The sequence below is a fragment of the Akkermansiaceae bacterium genome (genome assembly GCA_024233115.1).
GTDB lineage: Bacteria > Verrucomicrobiota > Verrucomicrobiia > Verrucomicrobiales > Akkermansiaceae > Oceaniferula.
The window spans coordinates 779,637-799,697 of sequence record JACKQB010000002.1 but is presented as its reverse complement, the minus strand read 5'-3'; the positions used below and the strand labels follow the sequence as shown (position 1 = coordinate 799,697).

The window sequence follows — 20,061 nt, the reverse complement described above, 5'->3', positions numbered from 1 at the left end:
CTATGGAATGGAAACCAGAATCATGGCGCGACTTAAGCGCTTTGCATCAGCCTGTCTATTCTGACCAGGCGGCCCTTGCCGAGGTGACGCAGTCGTTGGCTCGTCAGCCGTCGCTTGTCTTTGCCGAGGAGGTGAAGGCACTGCGCGACGACCTTTCCCGCGTGGGAAGGGGTGAGGGGTTTTTACTGCAGGGTGGTGATTGTGCAGAGAGCTTCGCGGAGTTCTCGGAACAGAATATAAGGAACACCGTCAAGGTGATCCTCCAGATGGCAGTAACCCTGACCTACGCGGGGGGATGCCCGGTGGTGAAGTTAGGTCGCATGGCAGGGCAGTTTGCCAAGCCGCGATCAGCGGCGACGGAAACCAGGGATGGTGTGGAGCTTCCTAGTTACCGGGGTGACAGCATCAACGGGATTCAGTTCGACGAGTGTAGCCGCATCCCCAACCCCAAACGCATGTTGCGGTCCTATCACCAGTCGGTTTCCACCATCAACTTGCTCCGTGCCATGACCACGGGTGGATACGCCAGTCTGAGGAACGTCAAGGCGTGGAACCTGGAATCCGTGCACCAGACACCACTGGCCACCCGTTATGGCAAGATGACCGAGCGCATCCATCAGGCGCTCGATTTTATGGAAGCCTGCGGCCTTCCGCTGGAGGCGTTCTCCTCGTTGCAGGGCACAGCCCTCTATACTTCACACGAGGCGCTTTTGTTAGAGTATGAGCAGGCCATGCTCAGGCAGGAGCAGGGCGTCTGGTATGATTTATCAGCGCATAGTCTTTGGATTGGCGAACGCACCCGGCAGGTCGATGGAGCCCATGTGGAGTTTCTTCGTGGCGTGGCTAATCCTGTGGGGGTTAAAATCGGACCCACGGTGGAAGTGGCAGACTGTCTGCGTTTGATAGAAAAGCTGAACCCGGAAAACGAGGAGGGAAAGCTGATACTGATCTGCCGTATGGGCGCGGCAAAGGCGGCCGATGTCTTGCCCGGATTACTGGAATCCGTCCACCGTGAAGGCCGTCATGTCATCTGGATGTGTGATCCGATGCACGGCAACACAGAGACGACGGGGACGGGGCACAAGACGCGCAATTTCAACAAGATCCTCGAGGAGGTTCGAGCCTTCTTTGGTGCCCACGGGGAAGCTGGCACCTATCCGGGTGGATTGCATCTGGAAATGACAGGGCGTTATGTCACGGAGTGTACGGGTGGCGCGTATGCCCTGAAAGAGGAGGATCTCCACCATTGTTATGAAACGCAGTGTGACCCGCGTCTCAATGCCGGCCAGGCTCTCGAGATCGCCTATCACGTGGCCGATGCCCTGCGTGCGTTCAGGCTGGCCGCAAAAGAGTAGCGCGAAGGAGTAGCTCCGGACTTGCCCGGGGCGGGCTAGAATTGCCCGGTGACTAACTCGATGAAGCGTTTGCCCGTTTTGCTCAGGGTGGCCCTGTGTCCGGTGCCGCTGACAAAACCCTTGGTATGGTATTCGTGTTTGGACCGGCAATTTCGGACCGAACTGATCCTCGCTTCACTGACGCTGCGCATGCTGGGGCTGACAGCAAGTGGAAAACCTGACGCGCTGAAAGATATTTCCCATGAAGGAGTGCGGCTCTTGTGGTTGCCACGTGCCAACCACGGGTAACGCGCAACGATTTCGAGTGGTCCGGTCTGGCTCTGGTCCCTGGGCACTGTCACTTTGTAGTGAACGGGCACCGATTTAACATACTCGGGAATGGTAAGGGATTTATTACGATGTTTGGCCATGAAATAGGCTGCGATATCGAGTCCTGCCATGTTGATCCCGTTGTGGTTGCCGTGGTAGTTCGTGCCGCCGAAGTGTTTTGCATGCCAGTCGGTGAAACGGGTGGAAAAAACCAGGTTCATCTCCAAATGGAGGTGTGCCCGTTCACGGTTGATGCCTGCACCCGTGTAGCCGAGTTTGCCGATCACCTGGCCCATCGCCACTTTCTGTCCCACCTTGACCGTGATCTCTGACAAGTGCGCGTAGAGACTGTAGATCGGTCCACAGCTCCAGCCATGCTCGATCACGATGTATTTCCCGTAATTGCTGCGGCTGGATGATGGATTGGTGTAGGCGACCACACCTGAGGCGATCGCCTGGACATCATCCAGTGGCCTGCCACTCCGGTCGCGTTTGATGGGTTTGATATCGATACCCTCATGGAATTGGGTGCCGATCACCCCGTCCTCGGTGCGTCTGAGGTTGCGGACGAAGCCGTATTTTCCTGCGGTCCATGGCTTGCTGGCCTTGCCCTCGAAGTTCCGGTGTACGTACATGTAGAACTTTTCCCCTTCACCTTGATAGATGTGGTCATTGACCGTGGGCAACATCACCTCCTCGTCCGGTGACTGGGCCCAACAGGCGGGGGAAAACAGTGCTGCCAGCAGCAAAGTGCAGATGACAACGATGGAGGCGGCGATGGTTCTAGGACAACGGGACATGGAATATCTCTTGAAGGAAAGACCGGGTGACTCAGGACAAATTCAGAGTGGTTACTTTTTCTCCCTTTTTTTCATCTCCTTGAGGCGTTGTTTCCATTTTTTGGTGTCCTCTCCAATGCGTGGCGCCACCCTGTCGTAGAGTTTGATTTCTTTCTGGTTGATGCCGCTCCAGATGACGAGGATACCATCGTTGACAGGCTTATCGATCCGAACCACACCGAGAGCCTGGCCGTTGACCAGGGCGAGGAGCAGTTTACCCTGGTTCATGGTGGTCGTCGTGTTCAGTCGGCGGGTTGCCTGTGTGTTGAGTTTGAAAACAATCCCGTAGGTGAGGTTGTCATCGGCAGGAAACGGGCTGAATGCAACAATATCCTTGGTGCTGATCTCAGGGACTTTGCGGAAGTATTTCTCACCAGCCAGGGTCTTCACCTTGCGCGCAAACTTGGGAGCCTCGGCGGCAGAGCCTTCCATGTGGAAGGAAATGGAGGCGGGTGGTGTTTTTTTCCCGCTCGCCCAACTGGTGGCGACCGATGCAGGGATGATGAGCAGGGCGAGTAGGATCAAGTGTTTCATAAGCGGCAGGCTGACTGCTATCACCTCATTCTAAAAGAAAAAAATAGTTGGAACAGGCCATTCAATGAGCCGTGCGCGCACAAAAAATCCCATTGGTCGATTAGGTGCCAACGGGATTTTTTGGGTCACAACCAAACACGGCAAGGGTGGCCTGTGATTTGGTCGGGATTGGGCTTATCGGCGGCGTCTAAGGACGAGTGCGCCTGCACCGAGCATGCCGAGGATGGCGCTGCTTGGCTCAGGGACGGACGTCCAGCTGATAGCTGCGATACCTGCTCCGTCGCTACCTGGGTTGCCGATCGTATTGACCTGGAACTCAAAAGTGCGGATGGCGTGTTGGGTGATCTGGACGACTTCCTCGCCTGGAGTCAAACCGACGATGTCAAAATCGACGTTCAGTGCATCAGGTCCTAGGAAAGTGACCAGAACGGTGTCACCAGGGTCCATTTCGAGGGAGGTTTTGACCGTTCCGCTGTCGTTTGCGTAGGAGTTACCTACTTCAACAACATCAGTTCCGCCGACCTCAAAACGCACATCGCCGTAACCGGCGACATTCACCGTGAGGGGAGTGCCCGAGGTTACCGTATCGCCTAATGCAACGACGTTGGCACTGACGAGAGCGTTGAAATCAAGGGTGAATGCCTGGGACAAAGCCGTGGCACCCAGTGAAATCGCAGCAATGATTAGTGTTTTTAATTTCATGTAATTGGAGGGTAGTTGGGTTATATCCATGCATGATTGGCGAAATATTATCGCCACCTGCGCAGACAGGTTAATTTATTATAAAAAACACGCTTTAAGCAAGGCGATGTGTACCCTTGATGGTCAGCAAACCTTGAATATTTAAATTAATATCAATTAATTCCATCCGAATAACACCTCACCTAACTGTTGGACTGAGTGCATAGCTTGCGGTTAGTTCCCAGCTGAAGCGTGAGGCCGGGGTCGCCATTCAGTTGCAAAAAAATCAACTTCTGGCAGGGGGGAGAAAATCAGGAAATGTGAAACAAACTTCAGCTTTGCCTCCCAATGCAGGATTATCCTGATGGAATCACGACCGACGAGTGGCGTATGTAAGCCAAACACAGTGTGTCTATACGCCGGGTGCCTTCGTCACCGGCTATTTCTTCTGGGCGTCCAAATAGAGGTCGTGGAACTTGATCGCCTCGGTTCCTACGATGGCTGCGGTTCCTAACAGGGTTTCCTCGGACACGGTGAGGGGCACCTGGGCGGTTGGTCGTGCCAGCCCCATGATCAGCTGGCCATAACTCTGGGCTCCACCTACGTGTTGCAGGAGTTTCAGGGAAATATGCCCGGCATCGAGGTTCGGGAAAACCAGAACGTCAGCGGCTGGGCGCGATTCGTGACCGGGGCGTTTTACCTCGGCGGCGGCCGCATCCAGGGCGACATCGGCCTGTAGCTCGCCGCTGATGTCGATGTCGAGGTAGCCGTCCCTGGCCTGTTTGCGGGCAAGGACGGAGGCCGCTGCCATTTTTTTGGCAGACAAGGTATTGGCGCTGCCTTTGGTCGAGTGGCTCAACATCGCTACACGGGGCGTCCGGCCGAGGAAGCGGCGGGCGAGCTTGCCTGTTTCCACGGCGATCGATGCCAGTTGGTCGACATCGGGTTCGGGGATGACACCGCAGTCGGCCATGAAAAGAATGCCGTCACGACCGAAATTATCCAGATGCGCGGCAACCATGATGGTGGCGCCAAAGACCTTGGGCACTTCCTTGAGGGGTTTGATGAGGGTCATGGCGGCCCGGAAGACAGTCGCCGGAGACGAGGCATTGCCCGCGATCATACCATCGGCGTGACCATACTGCACCATCATGGCGGCAAAGTTATGGGCGCGCGCCATCAGTTCCCTCGGGTTGGCGATGTCACGTCCCTGGTAGCGGCCCACCTTTTGCAACCGGGAGCAAAACAGATCCAGTTCGCAGGATTTGGCGGGTTCGACCACACTGACAAAGGTCATCAGGATACCTTCGTCTTTGGCCATCCGACGGATTTTCTCCTTGTTGCCGAGCAAAATAGGCACGCCGATTTCCATGGCGACCATACGCGCGGCGACACGAATGACCCGGATATCCTCGCCGTCTGCAAAAACGATCCGCTTGGGATGGCGTTTCAGGGTTTGGTAAAGTTTCGCGGTCAATGGATTCGCGGCGGGAAAAATGGAGTCGGGTGACATAGGAAAAAGGAGTTTGGGAAAGTGGTGGTCGGCCTTTTTCCGCTGTGCGGTGCAGCGGGCAGGGGAGACTAGAGAGGACATTAGAAGCAAGAAGCTCGGTGGCGCAAGGTAGAAGTCGGTTCATGGCAGAATAATCACAGCTTTCAATCCCGGCAGGATTGGGTTAAGCTCCCCCCATGGAAACATCCTCGATGCCGCAGCCGTCCAACCTGCCACCCCAGCCGCCCCCGGGCCTGCCGCCGCAGCACCAGACGGTGGTGAACCAGGATACTGAGCACCTTAAGATTCTTTCGATCTGTTATTATGTGATGGCGGGATTGTCCGTTCTTGGTGCCTTCGCCACGGCCTTGTATGTGATCATGGGAAGTATGATGCTGTCGGGGAATTTCCCGGGAGGAGCTAGCAGCTCAGCCCACGCGGCTTCGGAATTGCGGATGATGGGAGGGATGTTTCTAACCATCGGGCTGATCGGCACGGCTCTTGTGATCACCATGGCTGTGCTTGAATTTGTCGTGGCCAAAAAACTCGCCCGCAGGCAGTCCAAGATGCTCTGTATGGTCGTGGCGGGTATCAACTGTCTCAACATGCCGCTCGGCACGGTGCTGGGAGTGTTTACCTTTTTGGTGTTGAGCCGTCCTTCTGTGGCGGAGAGTTTTGCCCGGAACGAACATCGCTGAGGAGTTCGAGCAGTCGGCTGTTTTCTTTGGCATCGGCTTTGTTTTCGATGATCTCAAGCAGCCTGGGGTTGCTGATTACTAACAGGGGTCCTGTTCGTGGACACCGAACTCCGCGTGTAGCAGGGTTTCGGCATATTGTGCAGTCCACGTGTCTATCAGCCACGCTGGTTCCGAGCCGCGCAGGTTGGCAAGCAGGTTTCGGTAAGCGTTTCTGTTTCCATGGGGAAAAGGTAAATAGGGATCGGGCGGCAGGTAGTGGATGGTTGAAAAGTCACCTTGGTTGAATTGGGAGGCGTATTGGATGGCTTCCGTGTAACGCGCATCCTTGATCAGTTGTGTGAGGCGGTGGTTTCGCTGCACCTGTTGCTGTGTGGGAATACTGATGCCAGCACCCATGGCGAGTAGCATGGCGGATGTTAGAATACACCGTCCGGGTGGTTTTTCGGTGCGCCAGGGCAGCGGGGCGGAGGCCCGGCGGAACTTCGATGAACCGGTCAAGGCGATAATAATGGCGACGACCGCTAACCAGAACGACGCGACCATCGTGAAACTAGTCGCTTCCCTGAGCAATTCTGTGTGTGGTGGAAGTCTCACTCCGCCCATGATACCGACAAGAGAAAGGCCTTTGAAAAAACTGCCGATACACATGATGATCGCTGACGGTATCAGCACGGCCAAAAGGCAGAGGGCATGGCTCGCGTGGGTGACCACGGAGAGAGACCTCGTGATCAGCGCGACGCGCCAAACGGATACAATGGCAAGGAAGGCGATATTCCACCGGGTCGCCGTAACCAGATCCGTGCAGGACTCAACTGGGATGCCGTAAAGCCAAGCGCAGGGTGCGGTCATCCAGTAGAGACAAAGGAATGAGAAGTATTGTCGTCTTTTGACCTTTACCTGCGGGCCGTAAAGCCTGAGCAGGCTTTTGACCGATATAAAGACGATCAGGGAAGTGCACAACGAGGCAAGGAACGGGCCATAGAGCCATTCCGGATTTCTGAGCAAATCGAGGTGATCATAGTTTCTGGCAATCCCACTGGTGACCACAAGGATGGCCCCGATCAGTAGTGACCACCAACTTCCCGCGATCCTTTCGATCGCTGCGCGATTGCCGATGAGGTAAAGAAAAATATCTTTCGGGTGCATGGTTGGAGGATGATCTGGAACCGTTGTCAGTGAACAGGTTTTGCACCGTGGTCTAGCCTGTCAACATCTGTTTGTCCGTCCGCTGGTGTTTGATGCGTTGGCGAAGATGTCCTAGGAATTTTTTCCTGCGGATGTCGATGAATGCGTCGTTGTAGAGGCGGGTCATTAACCGGGTGTATCCGTCCCGCAGCTCACTAACAGACATGTTGTCAGGCTGGAAATTAATATCAAACAGCGTGCAGCGTTCCGAGGCGCCCTGGACCAGGATACGACCTTCTTCGCTCAGCCTTTGGTAGAGGGGTGTGCCGGGGAATGGGGTCAGATAGGTGATCTGGACGTCGTGAAGGCCGCTGTCGTTGACAAACTGGAACACCTGGTCAAAGGAATCCACACCATCTCCGTCCATGCCGAGAATAAAACAACCATTCACCGCGATGCCGTGTTTCTGGATGGTTTCCACGGCTTCAAGATAACGTTCCGTCCTTCGGGCCTTCCAATTGGATTGGGTTTCCACACCATCCATGGTTTTGAATTGCGGGCTTTCAAAACCTATCAGAATCTGCCGGCACCCGGCGTCCCGAACCATCCTGACCAGGTCTTCATCATCGGCCAGGGAGACGTCAGATTCGGTAAACCAGTTGATGTTCTCCTTTTCGAGGGCTCGCATCAGGTGTTTGCTATGGCGCTTGTCGGAAAAGGTGTTGTCATCGGCAAGCTCGATGAACGGGTGCTGGAAGAGCTCCTTGATGCGCCGGACCTCGGCGATGATTTTATCCACCGGTTTGGTGCGGAACACGGGGGAGAGTCGCATCGAAGCCGCACAGAACTCACAGGATAAGGGACAGCCACGCTGGGTTTGTATGGTGAACCTTGGGTAGCGGTCGGGCTGGAGCAAATCGAAGCGTGGCATGGGGGCGTGATCGAAGTCAAACGGGCCACGGGCTTTGGCGTCATAACAGCTTTTGAGTTTGCCGGCTTCCAGGTCGCGGACGATCTCAGGCCAGACGGATTCCCCTTCGCCGATTACCAGGCAGTCGACATGACGGGCCGCTTCCTCCGGTGCCAGGGTGGCGTGCAGACCACCTAAAATGACGGGGATGTTTTCCCGTTTGAAACGGGCTGCCAGCCTGTAGGCTTCCTTGCTGGTGGCGGTGAGTGTGGAGATGGCGACCGCATCAAAGTCCCTCGGCAGGTAGTCGAGGTCGACATCCCTTAGCTCGAGGTATTCGGTAGCGATGTGTGCCGGAGTCATGCCCGCGAGGGTTAGTAAACCCAGTGAGGGAAGCGCTTCAATTTCACGGGCACGACCTGCCAGGCCCGGGAAACTTAACCCGAGTTCAAGCAGCGCGCTGTCGACCACTCTCAAGCCACTGATGGCGATGAATCCGATTTTCATGAAATGGGAGGATTGTTAGGATGTAAGAATGATGAGAATCCCCGCGCTAGCACAGAGCACGGGAACAGGAAAGAGGTGCCGGAAGGGCATTTTCCAAGCGGTCAGGAAACAGCAGGCGGGCATACTGACGAGAGCTCCAAGAAGCAAATAAGCCCCCCACATCGCGGCAACGGATGACACCCCCATCGAGGGCAGGCTGAGGCCGTAGAATAGATTGAGCAGTCCGATACCGAAAAAGGAGATGTGCCCTAGTCTTACAAACCGCCTGGGTCGAGCGGAGTAGCCGCCTAACCAGTCTTTTTTGTGGAATTGTAACCCGATGATGGCACCGCTGATGACACCCATCAGCATGCCAAGCCATCCCACTTTAAGGGCGAAAAGTACCGCAGTCATTGCCTGAAGGCTAGCAGGAGAAAGGGAAACGGCAGAATCGTTATTCCCAATGATATCATTGCTTCTGACAATGCTGGTAAAGATACTCGGCGATGGCCCGCGCGATGACGGGGAAGGTCTTCTGGCGTTTTTTGAGCAAGGCGTTGTCGATATCGGCGCGGTCGATGAATTCCACTTCCAGAAAACACCGTAGGGTGTGTTGGAGGTGCTTGTGCCGGGCGAGCTGATAGAAAAAATTTGAACCCACTCCGCCATGGAGATGCTGGTCGGTCATCGGCTTGCGGGGAAATGAGGCGGGGATGAATTGTTTGACCGCAGATGATGTGGCTTTGGTCAAGCCGTCGGCGAATGCGTGGTCGCGGCGGTAGTTGGGATTGCGTCCCGGGTGGTTGACCAGGCACAGGCTGCCCAGGGCGTTGTGTTTGTCAGACGCATTGAAGTGGAGGCTGACAATGGCGGTCGGGGCGGGGGATGCCTTGGTGCAGATCGAGGCGCGGGTGGCGAAGTCGAGGTTCTCGTCGGTTTTCCGTGTCAGGATGCAGTTGAGCCTGGTGCCAGGGTATTTTTTTGCCAGTGCCCTGACCTGCTTGTCCACCTCCAGCGCCAGTTCCAGGGTGAGGTTTTTTTCTTTGAGGCCGCTGGGGGATGTTGCGTTGTTAGGGGACGACAGGGTGCGTGCCTGTTGCGAGCCCACGTATTTTTTTCCTCCGTGACCGGCATCAATGACGACCGTAAAATCCCCGGCAAGCGCGTTGGTGGCGACTGCCGAGGCTAGTAAAATTCCGAGAATGGAAGCTAACAGAACCTTCATGGTGTCCAGGTGTCCTGAAGTCGGGCAGACGCAATGATCAATCGATCACCGTGACATTGATATAGTCGTCGCCACTATCGTTGCGGTAGATTTTCACCACAATGCTAGGGGTTCCGTTGACGATTTTTTGTAGTGCCGACTTCGTGCTCCTGCCGCGGTTGATGAATTTTTCAAGAAGCGCCCGGTTGTTGGCGCTGGCAAAAAACTTGTCCGATTGATCACCGGCGTCCCTTTTCCCATACTTGTGGAAATTGGCACGGTCCTGGCGGATGATGGCGGCAGCGTTGGTGAGGCGCTGTCCCTTGCTGTTGAAATGGTCTCTGGTCGAGAGCTTGGCGATGTAGGTTTCCCTGAGGGTGTCGGCAAAGGCCGGTGTCATGCTTGATAGGCACGCAAATGCTGTGATGAGGATCAAGGTTTTCATGATGTGATGCTTTGGTTATGGTTTGCGGTTGTAGTTTGATGGCTTGTGACGGGATGGTAACCCGATAAGCTGGAGTCGCGGTGGCAGGGCACCACGACCTATCACTAGGTGAAATTCGAGGGCAGCACAAGGGGATAACCGAAAGATTGCTGGATGGGCCGATTTTTTACTTTAGATTTCTTAATAAAAAGCGTAGGATCTGGTTGGATAGCCCGATTGACCACTCAAGCACAACATGGCTCGCAACCGTAGAAGCAGCAGCAAAAGGCCTTCCCGCCACGGCGGTTACAACAAGGTGAAAGCACGCACTGAGCAGATGAATGCCAGTGTGCGGCTGGCGATGTGTGCCTTGGCGTTGACTGCCTGTGTGGCCTTTATGGTGGCGGCATTGCAGCCATACCGCAAACTTAACCGGATGCAAGTGGATCTGGCGGAGGTCAAGGCGCAGGAAGCTGCCGTGGTTGAACGGAAGGATGCCAAGGAGCGTGAGTTGCGTGCAATCGAGGAGGACCCCAGGTATCTGGAGCTGATTGCCCGTGACCGGTTGAATTACTACAAACCCGGCGAGCATATCTTTCGGATTGAGCGGTAGGTGGCGCGGGGGATTTTCCCTTCGGAGCCTATTTGGAGTTTGAAACTCGGGATTTTCAGCTACACTGGCATCATGAAACCGGGTGGAACTGAAGGAGGGACTGGCTCATTTTTAATGGGGGGAGGATTGGTGTTGATCGCACTGGGGATGTATTTGTTTCTGGACTCAGTAAGGGTCCACTCAGGTCATTATGGCTGGATGTCCGGTATGATCGGACGTGGTCGGCAGGGGATGGAGACAAGCTCGATGGGCATCGTGTTCGTACCCTTTCTCATCGGGGTGGGCGTGTTGTTTTTTGACGCTTCCAAGAAGTGGGCGTGGTGGCTATCCGGGCTTGGACTGGCGGTGATAGTCATCGAAATCCTGAGTCGCATCCGCTTTGTTTTGGAAATGAAGACCACCCATCTGCTGATGATCCTATGTATGGTGGCCGCTGGAGCGGGTATGGCGCTGAGGGCTTTTGCCATCGGCCGGAGCCGGAAGTCTGAATGAGGCGCGGACAAGGGCGGAGGGTGGAAATGACCGATGAAAAGGAAGCTTGTTCTCCCGACTTTGGCACTTGCACTTGTAGACAGGCTGAGTAAGTTGCGGGCCTGCCACGCGCACCCGATTTTATGAGAATGCCAACATTTCACCACCTTAGGTCATCAGCTGCAATGCTGTGTACTTCCCTTTTTCTGATCGTCCTCATGGCGACGGCATCCTCCTTGACGGCCGCTTCAAAAACGCCCCCGATACTGGCCGCTTATCTGGCCAAGGACCAGGCTGTGACCGGTGAGGTGGGAGCGATCGTTCCTCCGCAGGAAATCAACAAATACATCGCCAAAGTGCAGGAGGCCGCCAAAGCCGATCCCAAGTGGCACGCCGACTATGCCAAGGAGGCCAAGCCGGGTATTCCCTTGCCCTGGCATGAGAAGCTCGGTCTAACCAAGGAAGAGTATGCCGATTACCTCAAGTTATGGGACCAACGCCAGTTTAAGGCGGTCCAGCAAGTGGTCGTCCGGCTGGAAGAGCCCAAGCCCGGCGAGTGGATGATCCGGGTGAGCGGGGTCGGAATGTCCATTTCCCTGCTGCGCTTTAATCCGGAGACGGGGAATTTTAAATCACCCAATGGCGAGCTGAAACGCATCGAGGATATCGATGCCGAAGAGCGTAGTATTCTGGGTGCATGGGCAGGACAGGAATGGCGGTATGAAAACAACACGGAATTTATCTCGACCAAGGAAAACCTGGCGCTCGGGAAGTACAAGGATGGTAAGAATTGTCTGCTGATTTATCGATTGCAGGAAAGCACATCCGGCCATCGTCTTGCCGACAAGAGCCTGGTGATCCGCTTCAGTGTGCCGAAAAAGTAAGCGATGGCTGAAGACGCATCCGGCTCCAAACAAGCACCCGGACCTGGTAAGAGGTCGATGATGCGGCGGGCGCTACGTCTGCTGAAGTGGTTTGTCCTGATCGTGCTTCTTACCTACGGGGCATCAAATCTCTGGCTGTCGTCCCGATGGGCTACAGGCATGGCGGAGTCGAAGCTCAAGGCCCGCACCGGGTTCGATTGGCAAGTGGGCTCGATGTCATGGTCGCCGTGGAACGGAGTGACGATCAGTGACGCCCGGATGCTCCAGCCTGCTGCGCTGCGAGCCGATCTGGAGGCACCCGTGGTCAAGGTCGACCGCATCAGGGTGAAGCCCTACTGGAGCCAACTGCTGAGAGGTCGGGTACGTCCGCACGAGGTGATTGTGGAGGCACCCGAACTGACCTTGTCGGTGGAAATGCTCGCATCTTTGGCGGCAAGGGTGGCTCCGCAGAAATTACAACCCTCGCCGACGCCTGCTGGGGCCGGACCTGCTGTCGAAGAAAAACCCGAGCCACTGCCGCCGGTGAAAACCGACCCGCCGCAAACGGGCAAAAAACCGCCGTCGCCCAATCCGGCGGCCCCTCAAGTTCCGGCCGAAGCCACCAGGCCCCCAGCCGGGATGCCGTCGCACCTGTCCATTACCAATGCCGGAGTCCATATCGTCTCCGTCAGTAAAGGTGTCGAGCTGTTGCGCATGCAGAATATTTCCCTCGATTTGCCCTTGTTTGGCGAGGACTCTGGGGGAGTGGTCCGGATTCCCACTATGAAAGTCCCCGGGTTGCCGGAGCTGGTGGATGTGGAACAACACATCGTCTGGAAAAGACCCTATCTCGAGCTGGAGGAACAAACGGTGGACATGGCAGGCCTGAAAGTCCGTTTTCTGGCCCAGCTGGGGATGGGGCGTGGCGCTATGGGACGCTTGCCGTTTTTGTTTGATCTGGTAGTCGACCCACAACAGCTCGACGCTCTGAAGTGGTTTGAACGTATGGCGTTGGAAGTGAACGCTGAGCAGCTGGCCGGACGGTTCAGGGTTAACGGTGCTTTGACAAGTCCGATGTCGTGGCGCGCAGATGGGGTGGTCATTGGAAAAAATATCGGAGTCAGGGAAATCCACGGCAGTCATGACGTTGTCTTCGATCGTGTGTATGTGCCGGCTGTATTCCGTCAGGGGCAATTGCGCTGGACCGGCGCGCGGATGATCGGGGAAGATATTTCCATCCTGGGCAATGGCCGGATCTCCGTGGGCGACGGTATCCTGTCGGTCACCCGGCTGGTGGTTTCCCCGGAAGTCTCGGAAATGCTGTCACGGGGAATGCACGGCGCGGGGCTGGTCAGGAACGGATTACGCTGGTGGGATGACCTGGATACCCCCGACCGGAAAGTGCGCGATCTGTTAGTGAGTGGAAGTTTGGTCGATCCCGTGATGGATGCAGGTTATCAACATACTGATGTGCCGGTCTGGGAAATAGTCTTCTCTACCTTGAAATTCATCCGTGAGGAAATGAAGGAGGAGGGGAAGGAGCTGGCACCATTGCCTAACAAGGAACTGCTGGAAAGGAAACAACATGCGAATCATTAGCGGCAGGGCGGGACGACGGCATATACGTGTCCCTGGTTCGGTGGCCCGACCGAGCACGGACCGATTGCGCGAAGCCTTGTTTTCGATCCTGGCGAGTAATGTCGAAGGCGCACGTGTGCTGGATTTGTTTGCAGGTTCCGGAGCGTTGGGGCTCGAGGCCTTGAGTCGCGGTGCTGTCTCCTGTGTCTTGATCGATGACAGCCGTGAGGCCCAGCAGGTGATCAAGAGAAACCTGTCTGATCTGGCCCTGGCAGGCGGTCGTGTGGTAGGCGGGGATGTGTTTCGTATTCTCAGGGGGGATCGAGGCGAGTATGATCTGATATTTGCCGATCCTCCCTATTACAAACATCCGGGGGATACCGATTATGTCGACCTTCTCCTTCAGGATGAGGCCTTGAAGGAGCGGTTGGCCGTCGATGGTTTACTGGTCATTGAGGATTCCCCTGTGAATCAACGAGGCCAGTATGATGGCTGGGAACTGATTGACCAGAGGGCATACGGTGGCTGTGGAATTCTGTTTTACCAACGACAGACAACAGGATAGGGTTTGCCGCGATGTCACGTTCTCTCATCCTGATTTTCTACAATGCCCTGCTGCCGGTGTTTTTCATCGTCGCGTTTCCCGCGTGGCTGTTGAAAATGTGGAAACGTGGCGGCTATGGCACGGGTTTGTTAGAAAGATTCGCCAGGTTTAAAGTTCCCATGGCCGATGAACCCAAGGATACGGTGTATGTACACGCCGTCTCTGTCGGGGAGGTGCTCATCGCGTTGAAATTGATCGAAAAGTGGTTGGCCTCACACCCCGGGGTCAAGCTTGTCATCGCGGCTACAACATCCACCGGGCATGAAGTCGCCCGTAAAAAGGCGCCACAGGGGGTGAGGGTGATCTACAGCCCACTGGATTTCAGCTGGTTGGTGCGTTCTGTATTCCGCAGATTCCGCCCTCGGCAGATCGTGTTGATCGAAGCCGAGGCATGGCCTAATTTACTCAATACAGCACGTCGCCAAACGATCCCTGTATCCATGGTCAACGCACGGCTGTCCCAACGTTCGGAAGCCAGGTTCAAGAAGTTTGGGGGCTTGGTAAAACCGTTGTTCGCCATGATCCATCAGGTGTGCGTGCAAAATGAAGAGGATGCCGCGAGATTCGCCTCCCTGGGGATCGCCCCCGGGAAAATCCACATCACAGGAAGTATCAAGTTTGATCCGTCGGGAGGAGCCGTCCCCAGAAAACGCGATAGCTTCCAGGCATTGCTCGATGATTTCAACACCGAGGAGGGGGGCGGTCGCCAGGTCGTGCTGGCGGCGAGTACACATGCGGGTGAGGAAAAGTTGTTAGGAAAAGCGCATCTCTCGTCGGTTCCCGATGCCCTGTTTGTGGTGGTCCCACGGCATGCCGAGAGACGGGAGGAAGTGAAGGCCGACCTGGAATCGTGTGGTTTCGAAGTCGTCCTGCGCAGCCGTTACCAGCCACCGGCGCATCCTGACAAGGCTTGCCTGGTTATCGATACCACAGGTGAGTTGCGCGACTGGACAGCGCATGCGGACGTGGTGGTCATCGGGAAAAGCTGGTTAGGCCGGGGAGGGCAGAATCCGGCCGAGGCCATCGTCGCTGGCGTGCCAGTGATCACGGGCCCCCACATGGAGAATTTTGAACCCCTGGTCAGTATGATCCGGAAGGAACAGGGGATCAGGACGCTGGCTTCGGCCGATACCCTCGGGGGCGCGGTCAGGGAGTTGCTTGGAAACCGGGAAATTTCCGGCAAAATGTGCGCCAGAGCCAGAAATGTCCTGAATAGTCACGAAAATGCGGTCGAAAAAACGATCAAACTTCTGCATTTGAATGCTTCCGTTAGATCACAGAACGTGTAAAACTGATAACACAGACAATGAGTAAAAAGAAATCATCTTCGGAGAATGACGACCGGGCACCGGATCTTAGTGCCTTGGACTTCGGTCCCGCATGGGCACGCCAGGATAAGAATACGAAACCGCACAAGCCACAGCAGGGCAAGTCATCGCATGGTTCCCGCCCCGATGGTGATGGCGTACGTCACGGTGGTCACGGTGGAGGGAAAAACCGTGGCCGCGGTGAGCGCGAGCGTGGATTTCAAGGTCGCGATGACCGCCGACGCGACCATGGCAGGCGGGATGACCGGGGTGACTATAAAAAAGACGGACGCCAGCGCACCCCGATGGCACCACCGGCAGAAGGCGTGTCAGCACGTATCATGCCGATCGAAGAAGGTATGGATGCCATGGCTAAACAGATTTCGGCCACGGGCAGAACACATTCGGTTTTTGAACTGGCCTGGGTGGTGTTAGGTGGATTGGACCGGTTCCATGTCATTTTTGAAAGTGAGGAACTACCACTCTACCGGAGTAATACCGACCATTCTGTCTGGCTTACGCAGAAGGAGTGTATGGCTCACATGTGGTCTTCAGGGTTGATCAAGCGATACTACGATGAGGAAATCACCGAGGTTGACGCACCGAGCGGCAATTTCCAATCGGTGGCGCGCTGCGGCTTTAGCGGTCGGCTTATCGGCCCTCCCAACCACCACGCCTATCAGCAGACACTACTGGATTTGCATCGTGAGAAATTCTCCAACATGGCACTGGAACGCTACAAAGCGAAGATTGTCATGGAGCACAGCGAGGAAGCGGTGCAGGAGTGGATCGATTCGATGCGACAGCACAAACGCTGGCGCCCCAAGGCTGAGCAAGCAGCTGAAACTGAAGACCAACCAGAGGGAAAAGCGGATGCGCCAAGTGATGTCCAGACTCCGGACGTCCCCGATCAGGACGAGGCCGCTGATGCCGCTGTGGAGGCACCGGCACCTGAGCCAGCACCAGTCCCCGTGATTGAGGAGACCGTCGTTATTCTCGATAACCACCGTGAGGTAGAGCAGCATTTTCTCACCCATGGATTCGGGAAGGAATTTGAAAGTGGTAAAATGATGTCCACCCTTGCGAGTATACCAGCTCGGATGATCAGTCCGGGGTTGATGACGGTGCTCAGGAATGTGGTGGCCGAAGAAAAACGCTACCCTGGAAATCTGGCGTCCATCCTTTGCCGACAAATGAGTGGTCGTCATCTCGCTGTCTATAAATGGAAGAAGCGGCTCCACTGTGGCCCGGCCCGGCCCAAACATGTTCCCGATGAGATGGTGATGGCCGACCGCCCTTCTGCCTTGTTTCACTGGGTGATCAAACACCCCGGAGGCAGCATCGATACGATGTGGAAAGACTGCTTGCCCGCCGGTATCGATGATGCTGGCCGGCACACCTGGTATCACGACCTTCATTGGCTTATTAACGAGGGACTGGTTCTGCTGTTTTCAGACGGGACCCTACATGCTGCCAAGGAGCTGGAAAAAAAACCTGTCCAGCAGAAAGCCCGGGCGGATAAACCCGGCAAGCAGGGGAAAAAGAAAGAGGCATCCCAGGACTCTGCTGAAAAAGTGGTCACAGACGGGACGCCGGGTGCGACCGTGGAGTCCCCCGGGGCACCGTCTCCCGAGGCCAAGGCAGATCCCCCTGCCGCCGAGCCCTTGTCACCCGGGAAGGATCAGGATTCCGAGGCAAACTAACACCTAAAGTGCCAGAGTCATACGATAAGCGCAAAGAATACCCTGCCCGCATGTTTAATCGTGCGACGGTCGTTTGTCCTTCATGCCTACAGCGGTTCAAAGAAGCCGATGACCAGTGCCAGCGCTGTGGCTTTGACGCCTACCGTGTAGTCCAGCAGTTTCCCTATACGCCCCCGGTGATGGAGCGTTTTATGGATAATGCGTGTATTGCTGACGAGAAACTGGTCAATGACATCAATCGTGTCGTCGATAAGATCATCGGGAGATTCCCCCAGCTGGGTTTGTATTTCTGTACGGTTGAACTGGACGATCCGGTTAGCTTGCCCGAGTTTGGCTTCTGGATGATGAACGCCTGTCAATTACAGGATGGACAGGAGGAAAAGGACCGGGCGTGGAGCATCCTTCTTCTTCTCGATGTGAAACGCGGTCTGGTTTCCCTTACTCCAGGCTATGCCATTGAGGCATTTATGGAGGATAGCCGCTGGGAAGACGCCCTGAGGAGTGTTTCCGCCAGCTTGGCGGCCGGGGATTATCGGTCTGCTTTGTTAGATTATCTGGATCGTGTTGACGCTCTCCTGCGCGAGTCCGCCAACAATGTCAGCAAGAAGGTGAATTAATCATGAAAGGGGAGCAAACATACAGGTTTTGTGCCATGGTTCTCATCCTTGCTTTTCTGGGGGTTGTCAACTTTGCGGCTGCGCAAGTTGATGATGACGATGATGATGTATCAAAAATCCCCCAACGCCCCTATGGCCAGATTCTTGACTCCGCCAGGTGGTTGTCACTCGAAGAAAAAGGCACGGCGCAAAAGGAGTTGAGCCGGCTTTACGAAGAAAACCAGATCGACGTGTTTCTGGTCACCCTCTCGGAGCAGCCTCCCCAGGGCGCTGCGGTCTATGCCAGGAAACTCGGGGAGACGTGGTCGAAAGCTCCAGTCTGGTGTGTGGTTTTTCATGTCCCCGGAGACCCGTCAGGATTTCATGTGGAAGCCGGCGGCGTGGAAATGGCCCGGCAGAAAATTGATCAAGCCGTAGCCGAAGCGGTCAAACGAGCCCGAAGGGAAAACACGGAAAAAGAGCGTGTCATGGCAGCCTGGAAAGAGTGTTCGGAGGGCTTGCGGTTTGTCCATGCTTCTGCCCAGCGCCATAACGAACGTGTTGTCGAGGTGAAGAAGGGGATGCGATCCAGTTATGCGCAGGACAAAAAACGGGAAAAGATTCTGATTGCCGCCGCTGGTCTTGCCCTGGTGTTGTTTGTGTTGATCTCCTACGGCATCATCCGGTTGATGCGTCGGAGTAACTTCACCTTTGAATTCCCCGACACCTCATGGCGAATCCGGTTCAAGGGGCCCCACAGTGGAGGTAGTGGCATCGTGGTAAACTACCGGGGTAAACGCTTGAAATAACCCGCGCGGTCGTCAGCTGGCCTGTGGATTTTTATGGCGAGAAATCAGCGAGTGGAATCTTCTGGAAAATCATATCAGCGGCGGAGGACTCGTAAAGTATGCCAAGGGTTTGATCATCGACCATCACCAGTGAGGAATAGGCACCGCCCTTCGAGTCGAGGAGGATGTGGTGTTTTTCTGGCCAGCTTTTTCCATCGTCCAGGCTCATCCGGATGGTCATCCTGGCTCGTTCCTTTTTGTGGTGAGGGTTGGAGAAAAAGAGCAGCTGTTTCCCCTGGGTGGCCTGATGGCTGACCAGTGATGCCATGCAGACCGGTTCTGGAAGTGCCCCGTGATCGGAGCTGTGTTTATTCCATGTTTTTCCCAGATCCCTGGTCGTGGCAACGGCCCGACCATGGGTATCGCTTTTGTCCCGGTGGTTCCGGTTGTCACGCATATTGAGCATGAGCGATCCATCGGAGAGTTCAACCACGGCGCACTCGGTGGTGTTGTCGCGGGCGTGGCTGGAAACGTGCCAGGTTTTCCCGTGGTCCCTGCTCCATGTTAGATTGGAAAACGGCAGCCCCTTTGCGTCTCGCCCTTGAGTGGGGATCACAAGGGTGCCATCGCTCATTGTGATGCCATTTCCGGGGGCCGGGGCGAAGAGATGCCAGCTGGGGTCTTTGAGTGCCTTGGTCCAATTATCGGGCTCCGACCAGGTTTGGCCGTGGTCGACGGATCTGACGGCCATGAATTGGGTCGATTGATGGATACCGTGGCCGGGCTCAGAGCCCTTGCCAGCCCATTGGTGGGTATTTGGCTTTCCGTGGGTCCAGCAGGCGGTGACAAAAACCTCGCAGGTCGTCCGGTCCACAATCATGCAGGCATCCGAGCAGCCGTTTTCCTTCTGAGGTTTTCCACCGTAGGTTCCCATGTCCATGATTGGGCGGGGTTCCGACCAGGTCTGGCCGCCGTCCTTGGATACTGATAGACCGATGTCGATGTCTTCCTGGAGGTCACGGCGTGAGTTGTATCGCATGTCGTAAACGGCTAACAAATCACCATTGTTGGCGCGTGCGATGGCGGGGATACGGAAGGTGTGGCAGTCGTGCTGTCCACGTTTGTGAATGGGATGGGCGAGTCGCGCTGGTGAATAGTCGGGGTCCTTGGATACCCTCAGCTCGTCTCCATCCTCGAAGGTGAAGCCCGTGATCCGGAGGCCGATGCGGTGGAGGAGGTCGGCCCCTTTTTTCGTGCGGACCATCATGTTGCAGGTATGGTTTCCCGCGGGTATCGGGGTTGACTGCGCAAGCGTGATGACGCCCTTCGCAGGTGCGCATGTCCCCATCAAAAGATCTCCTGCCTTACGATCCATCAGCACGGAAACCTCCCGCAGATCAGCTAGGTCTGTGGTGCCGCCTGTATCGATGGTTATACCTGTTAGGATGCGCGCCTTTTGTGTCTTGAGCTTAAACCGCAAC

21 protein-coding genes are annotated in these 20,061 nt (G+C 55.7%); 11 read left to right on the top strand and 10 right to left on the bottom strand.

Annotated features, from left to right (window positions below; genetic code table 11):
* Positions 1–2 precede the first annotated feature (2 nt).
* A complete protein-coding gene (locus H7A51_07605; GenBank protein ID MCP5536089.1) occupies positions 3–1,355 on the top strand; it encodes a 3-deoxy-7-phosphoheptulonate synthase class II in 1,353 nt (450 codons plus the stop codon).
* 35 nt (positions 1,356–1,390) lie between these two features.
* On the opposite strand, the gene H7A51_07600 is transcribed toward H7A51_07605, so the two are convergent.
* The 4 genes from H7A51_07600 to H7A51_07585 all read right to left on the bottom strand — a co-directional run bounded on the left by H7A51_07600 (position 1,391) and on the right by H7A51_07585 (position 5,231).
* Entirely contained in the window at positions 1,391–2,299 is a 909-nt protein-coding gene (locus H7A51_07600; protein ID MCP5536088.1) for a M23 family metallopeptidase, read from the bottom strand.
* 216 nt (positions 2,300–2,515) lie between these two features.
* Positions 2,516–3,037: a hypothetical protein gene (locus H7A51_07595; protein MCP5536087.1), complete on the bottom strand. Its 522-nt coding sequence runs from the start codon at positions 3,035–3,037 to the stop codon at positions 2,516–2,518.
* 174 nt (positions 3,038–3,211) lie between these two features.
* Complete coding sequence (locus H7A51_07590; GenBank protein MCP5536086.1) at positions 3,212–3,739, bottom strand: PEP-CTERM sorting domain-containing protein; 528 nt, start codon at positions 3,737–3,739, stop codon at positions 3,212–3,214.
* A gap of 418 nt (positions 3,740–4,157) precedes the next feature.
* Positions 4,158–5,231 carry a hypothetical protein gene (locus tag H7A51_07585; protein ID MCP5536085.1) on the bottom strand — a complete coding sequence of 358 codons (1,074 nt, stop codon included), beginning with the start codon at positions 5,229–5,231 and terminating at the stop codon, positions 4,158–4,160.
* Positions 5,232–5,407: 176 nt separating this feature from the next.
* Here H7A51_07585 and H7A51_07580 point away from each other — a divergent pair, with 176 nt between their 5' ends.
* Entirely contained in the window at positions 5,408–5,908 is a 501-nt protein-coding gene (locus H7A51_07580; GenBank protein ID MCP5536084.1) for a hypothetical protein, read from the top strand.
* 78 nt (positions 5,909–5,986) lie between these two features.
* Here the strand turns inward: H7A51_07580 and H7A51_07575 are convergent, their stop codons facing one another.
* The 5 genes from H7A51_07575 to H7A51_07555 are packed head-to-tail and all read right to left on the bottom strand — an operon-like array spanning position 5,987 to position 10,078.
* Positions 5,987–7,054, bottom strand: a complete 1,068-nt coding sequence (locus H7A51_07575; protein MCP5536083.1) for a hypothetical protein — start codon at positions 7,052–7,054, stop codon at positions 5,987–5,989.
* 52 nt (positions 7,055–7,106) lie between these two features.
* A complete protein-coding gene (locus H7A51_07570; protein ID MCP5536082.1) occupies positions 7,107–8,450 on the bottom strand; it encodes a radical SAM protein in 1,344 nt (447 codons plus the stop codon).
* 15 nt (positions 8,451–8,465) lie between these two features.
* Complete coding sequence (locus H7A51_07565; protein ID MCP5536081.1) at positions 8,466–8,843, bottom strand: hypothetical protein; 378 nt, start codon at positions 8,841–8,843, stop codon at positions 8,466–8,468.
* A gap of 55 nt (positions 8,844–8,898) precedes the next feature.
* Positions 8,899–9,654 carry an N-acetylmuramoyl-L-alanine amidase gene (locus H7A51_07560; GenBank protein ID MCP5536080.1) on the bottom strand — a complete coding sequence of 252 codons (756 nt, stop codon included), beginning with the start codon at positions 9,652–9,654 and terminating at the stop codon, positions 8,899–8,901.
* A 37-nt stretch (positions 9,655–9,691) separates the two neighbouring features.
* Positions 9,692–10,078 (bottom strand): hypothetical protein, encoded by a 387-nt coding sequence (locus H7A51_07555; protein ID MCP5536079.1) that lies wholly within the window; start codon positions 10,076–10,078, stop codon positions 9,692–9,694.
* A 235-nt stretch (positions 10,079–10,313) separates the two neighbouring features.
* Here H7A51_07555 and H7A51_07550 point away from each other — a divergent pair, with 235 nt between their 5' ends.
* The 9 genes from H7A51_07550 (at position 10,314) to H7A51_07510 (ending at position 18,601) form a co-directional block, all read left to right on the top strand.
* On the top strand, positions 10,314–10,670 hold the full coding sequence (locus tag H7A51_07550; GenBank protein MCP5536078.1) for a septum formation initiator family protein: 357 nt from the start codon (positions 10,314–10,316) through the stop codon (positions 10,668–10,670).
* 72 nt (positions 10,671–10,742) lie between these two features.
* Positions 10,743–11,162, top strand: coding sequence for a hypothetical protein (locus tag H7A51_07545; protein ID MCP5536077.1), 420 nt, complete (start codon positions 10,743–10,745; stop codon positions 11,160–11,162).
* Between the two features lie 164 nt (positions 11,163–11,326).
* The gene (locus H7A51_07540) at positions 11,327–12,025 is read left to right on the top strand and encodes a hypothetical protein (protein ID MCP5536076.1); all 699 of its coding nucleotides are present in this window, start codon (positions 11,327–11,329) and stop codon (positions 12,023–12,025) included.
* A gap of 3 nt (positions 12,026–12,028) precedes the next feature.
* The gene (locus H7A51_07535; GenBank protein MCP5536075.1) at positions 12,029–13,603 is read left to right on the top strand and encodes a hypothetical protein; all 1,575 of its coding nucleotides are present in this window, start codon (positions 12,029–12,031) and stop codon (positions 13,601–13,603) included.
* Positions 13,590–14,147 (top strand): 16S rRNA (guanine(966)-N(2))-methyltransferase RsmD, encoded by a 558-nt coding sequence (rsmD, locus tag H7A51_07530; protein MCP5536074.1) that lies wholly within the window; start codon positions 13,590–13,592, stop codon positions 14,145–14,147. The genes H7A51_07535 and rsmD overlap by 14 nt, the downstream gene beginning before the upstream one ends.
* Before the next feature lie 11 nt (positions 14,148–14,158).
* Positions 14,159–15,475: a 3-deoxy-D-manno-octulosonic acid transferase gene (locus tag H7A51_07525; protein MCP5536073.1), complete on the top strand. Its 1,317-nt coding sequence runs from the start codon at positions 14,159–14,161 to the stop codon at positions 15,473–15,475.
* 17 nt (positions 15,476–15,492) lie between these two features.
* A complete protein-coding gene (locus H7A51_07520) occupies positions 15,493–17,196 on the top strand; it encodes a hypothetical protein (GenBank protein ID MCP5536072.1) in 1,704 nt (567 codons plus the stop codon).
* 8 nt (positions 17,197–17,204) lie between these two features.
* Positions 17,205–17,813 carry a TPM domain-containing protein gene (locus H7A51_07515; protein MCP5536071.1) on the top strand — a complete coding sequence of 203 codons (609 nt, stop codon included), beginning with the start codon at positions 17,205–17,207 and terminating at the stop codon, positions 17,811–17,813.
* Between the two features lie 2 nt (positions 17,814–17,815).
* Complete coding sequence (locus tag H7A51_07510; protein MCP5536070.1) at positions 17,816–18,601, top strand: hypothetical protein; 786 nt, start codon at positions 17,816–17,818, stop codon at positions 18,599–18,601.
* A gap of 31 nt (positions 18,602–18,632) precedes the next feature.
* On the opposite strand, the gene H7A51_07505 is transcribed toward H7A51_07510, so the two are convergent.
* Positions 18,633–19,844: an exo-alpha-sialidase gene (locus tag H7A51_07505; GenBank protein ID MCP5536069.1), complete on the bottom strand. Its 1,212-nt coding sequence runs from the start codon at positions 19,842–19,844 to the stop codon at positions 18,633–18,635.
* Between the last annotated feature and the right edge of the window lie 217 nt (positions 19,845–20,061).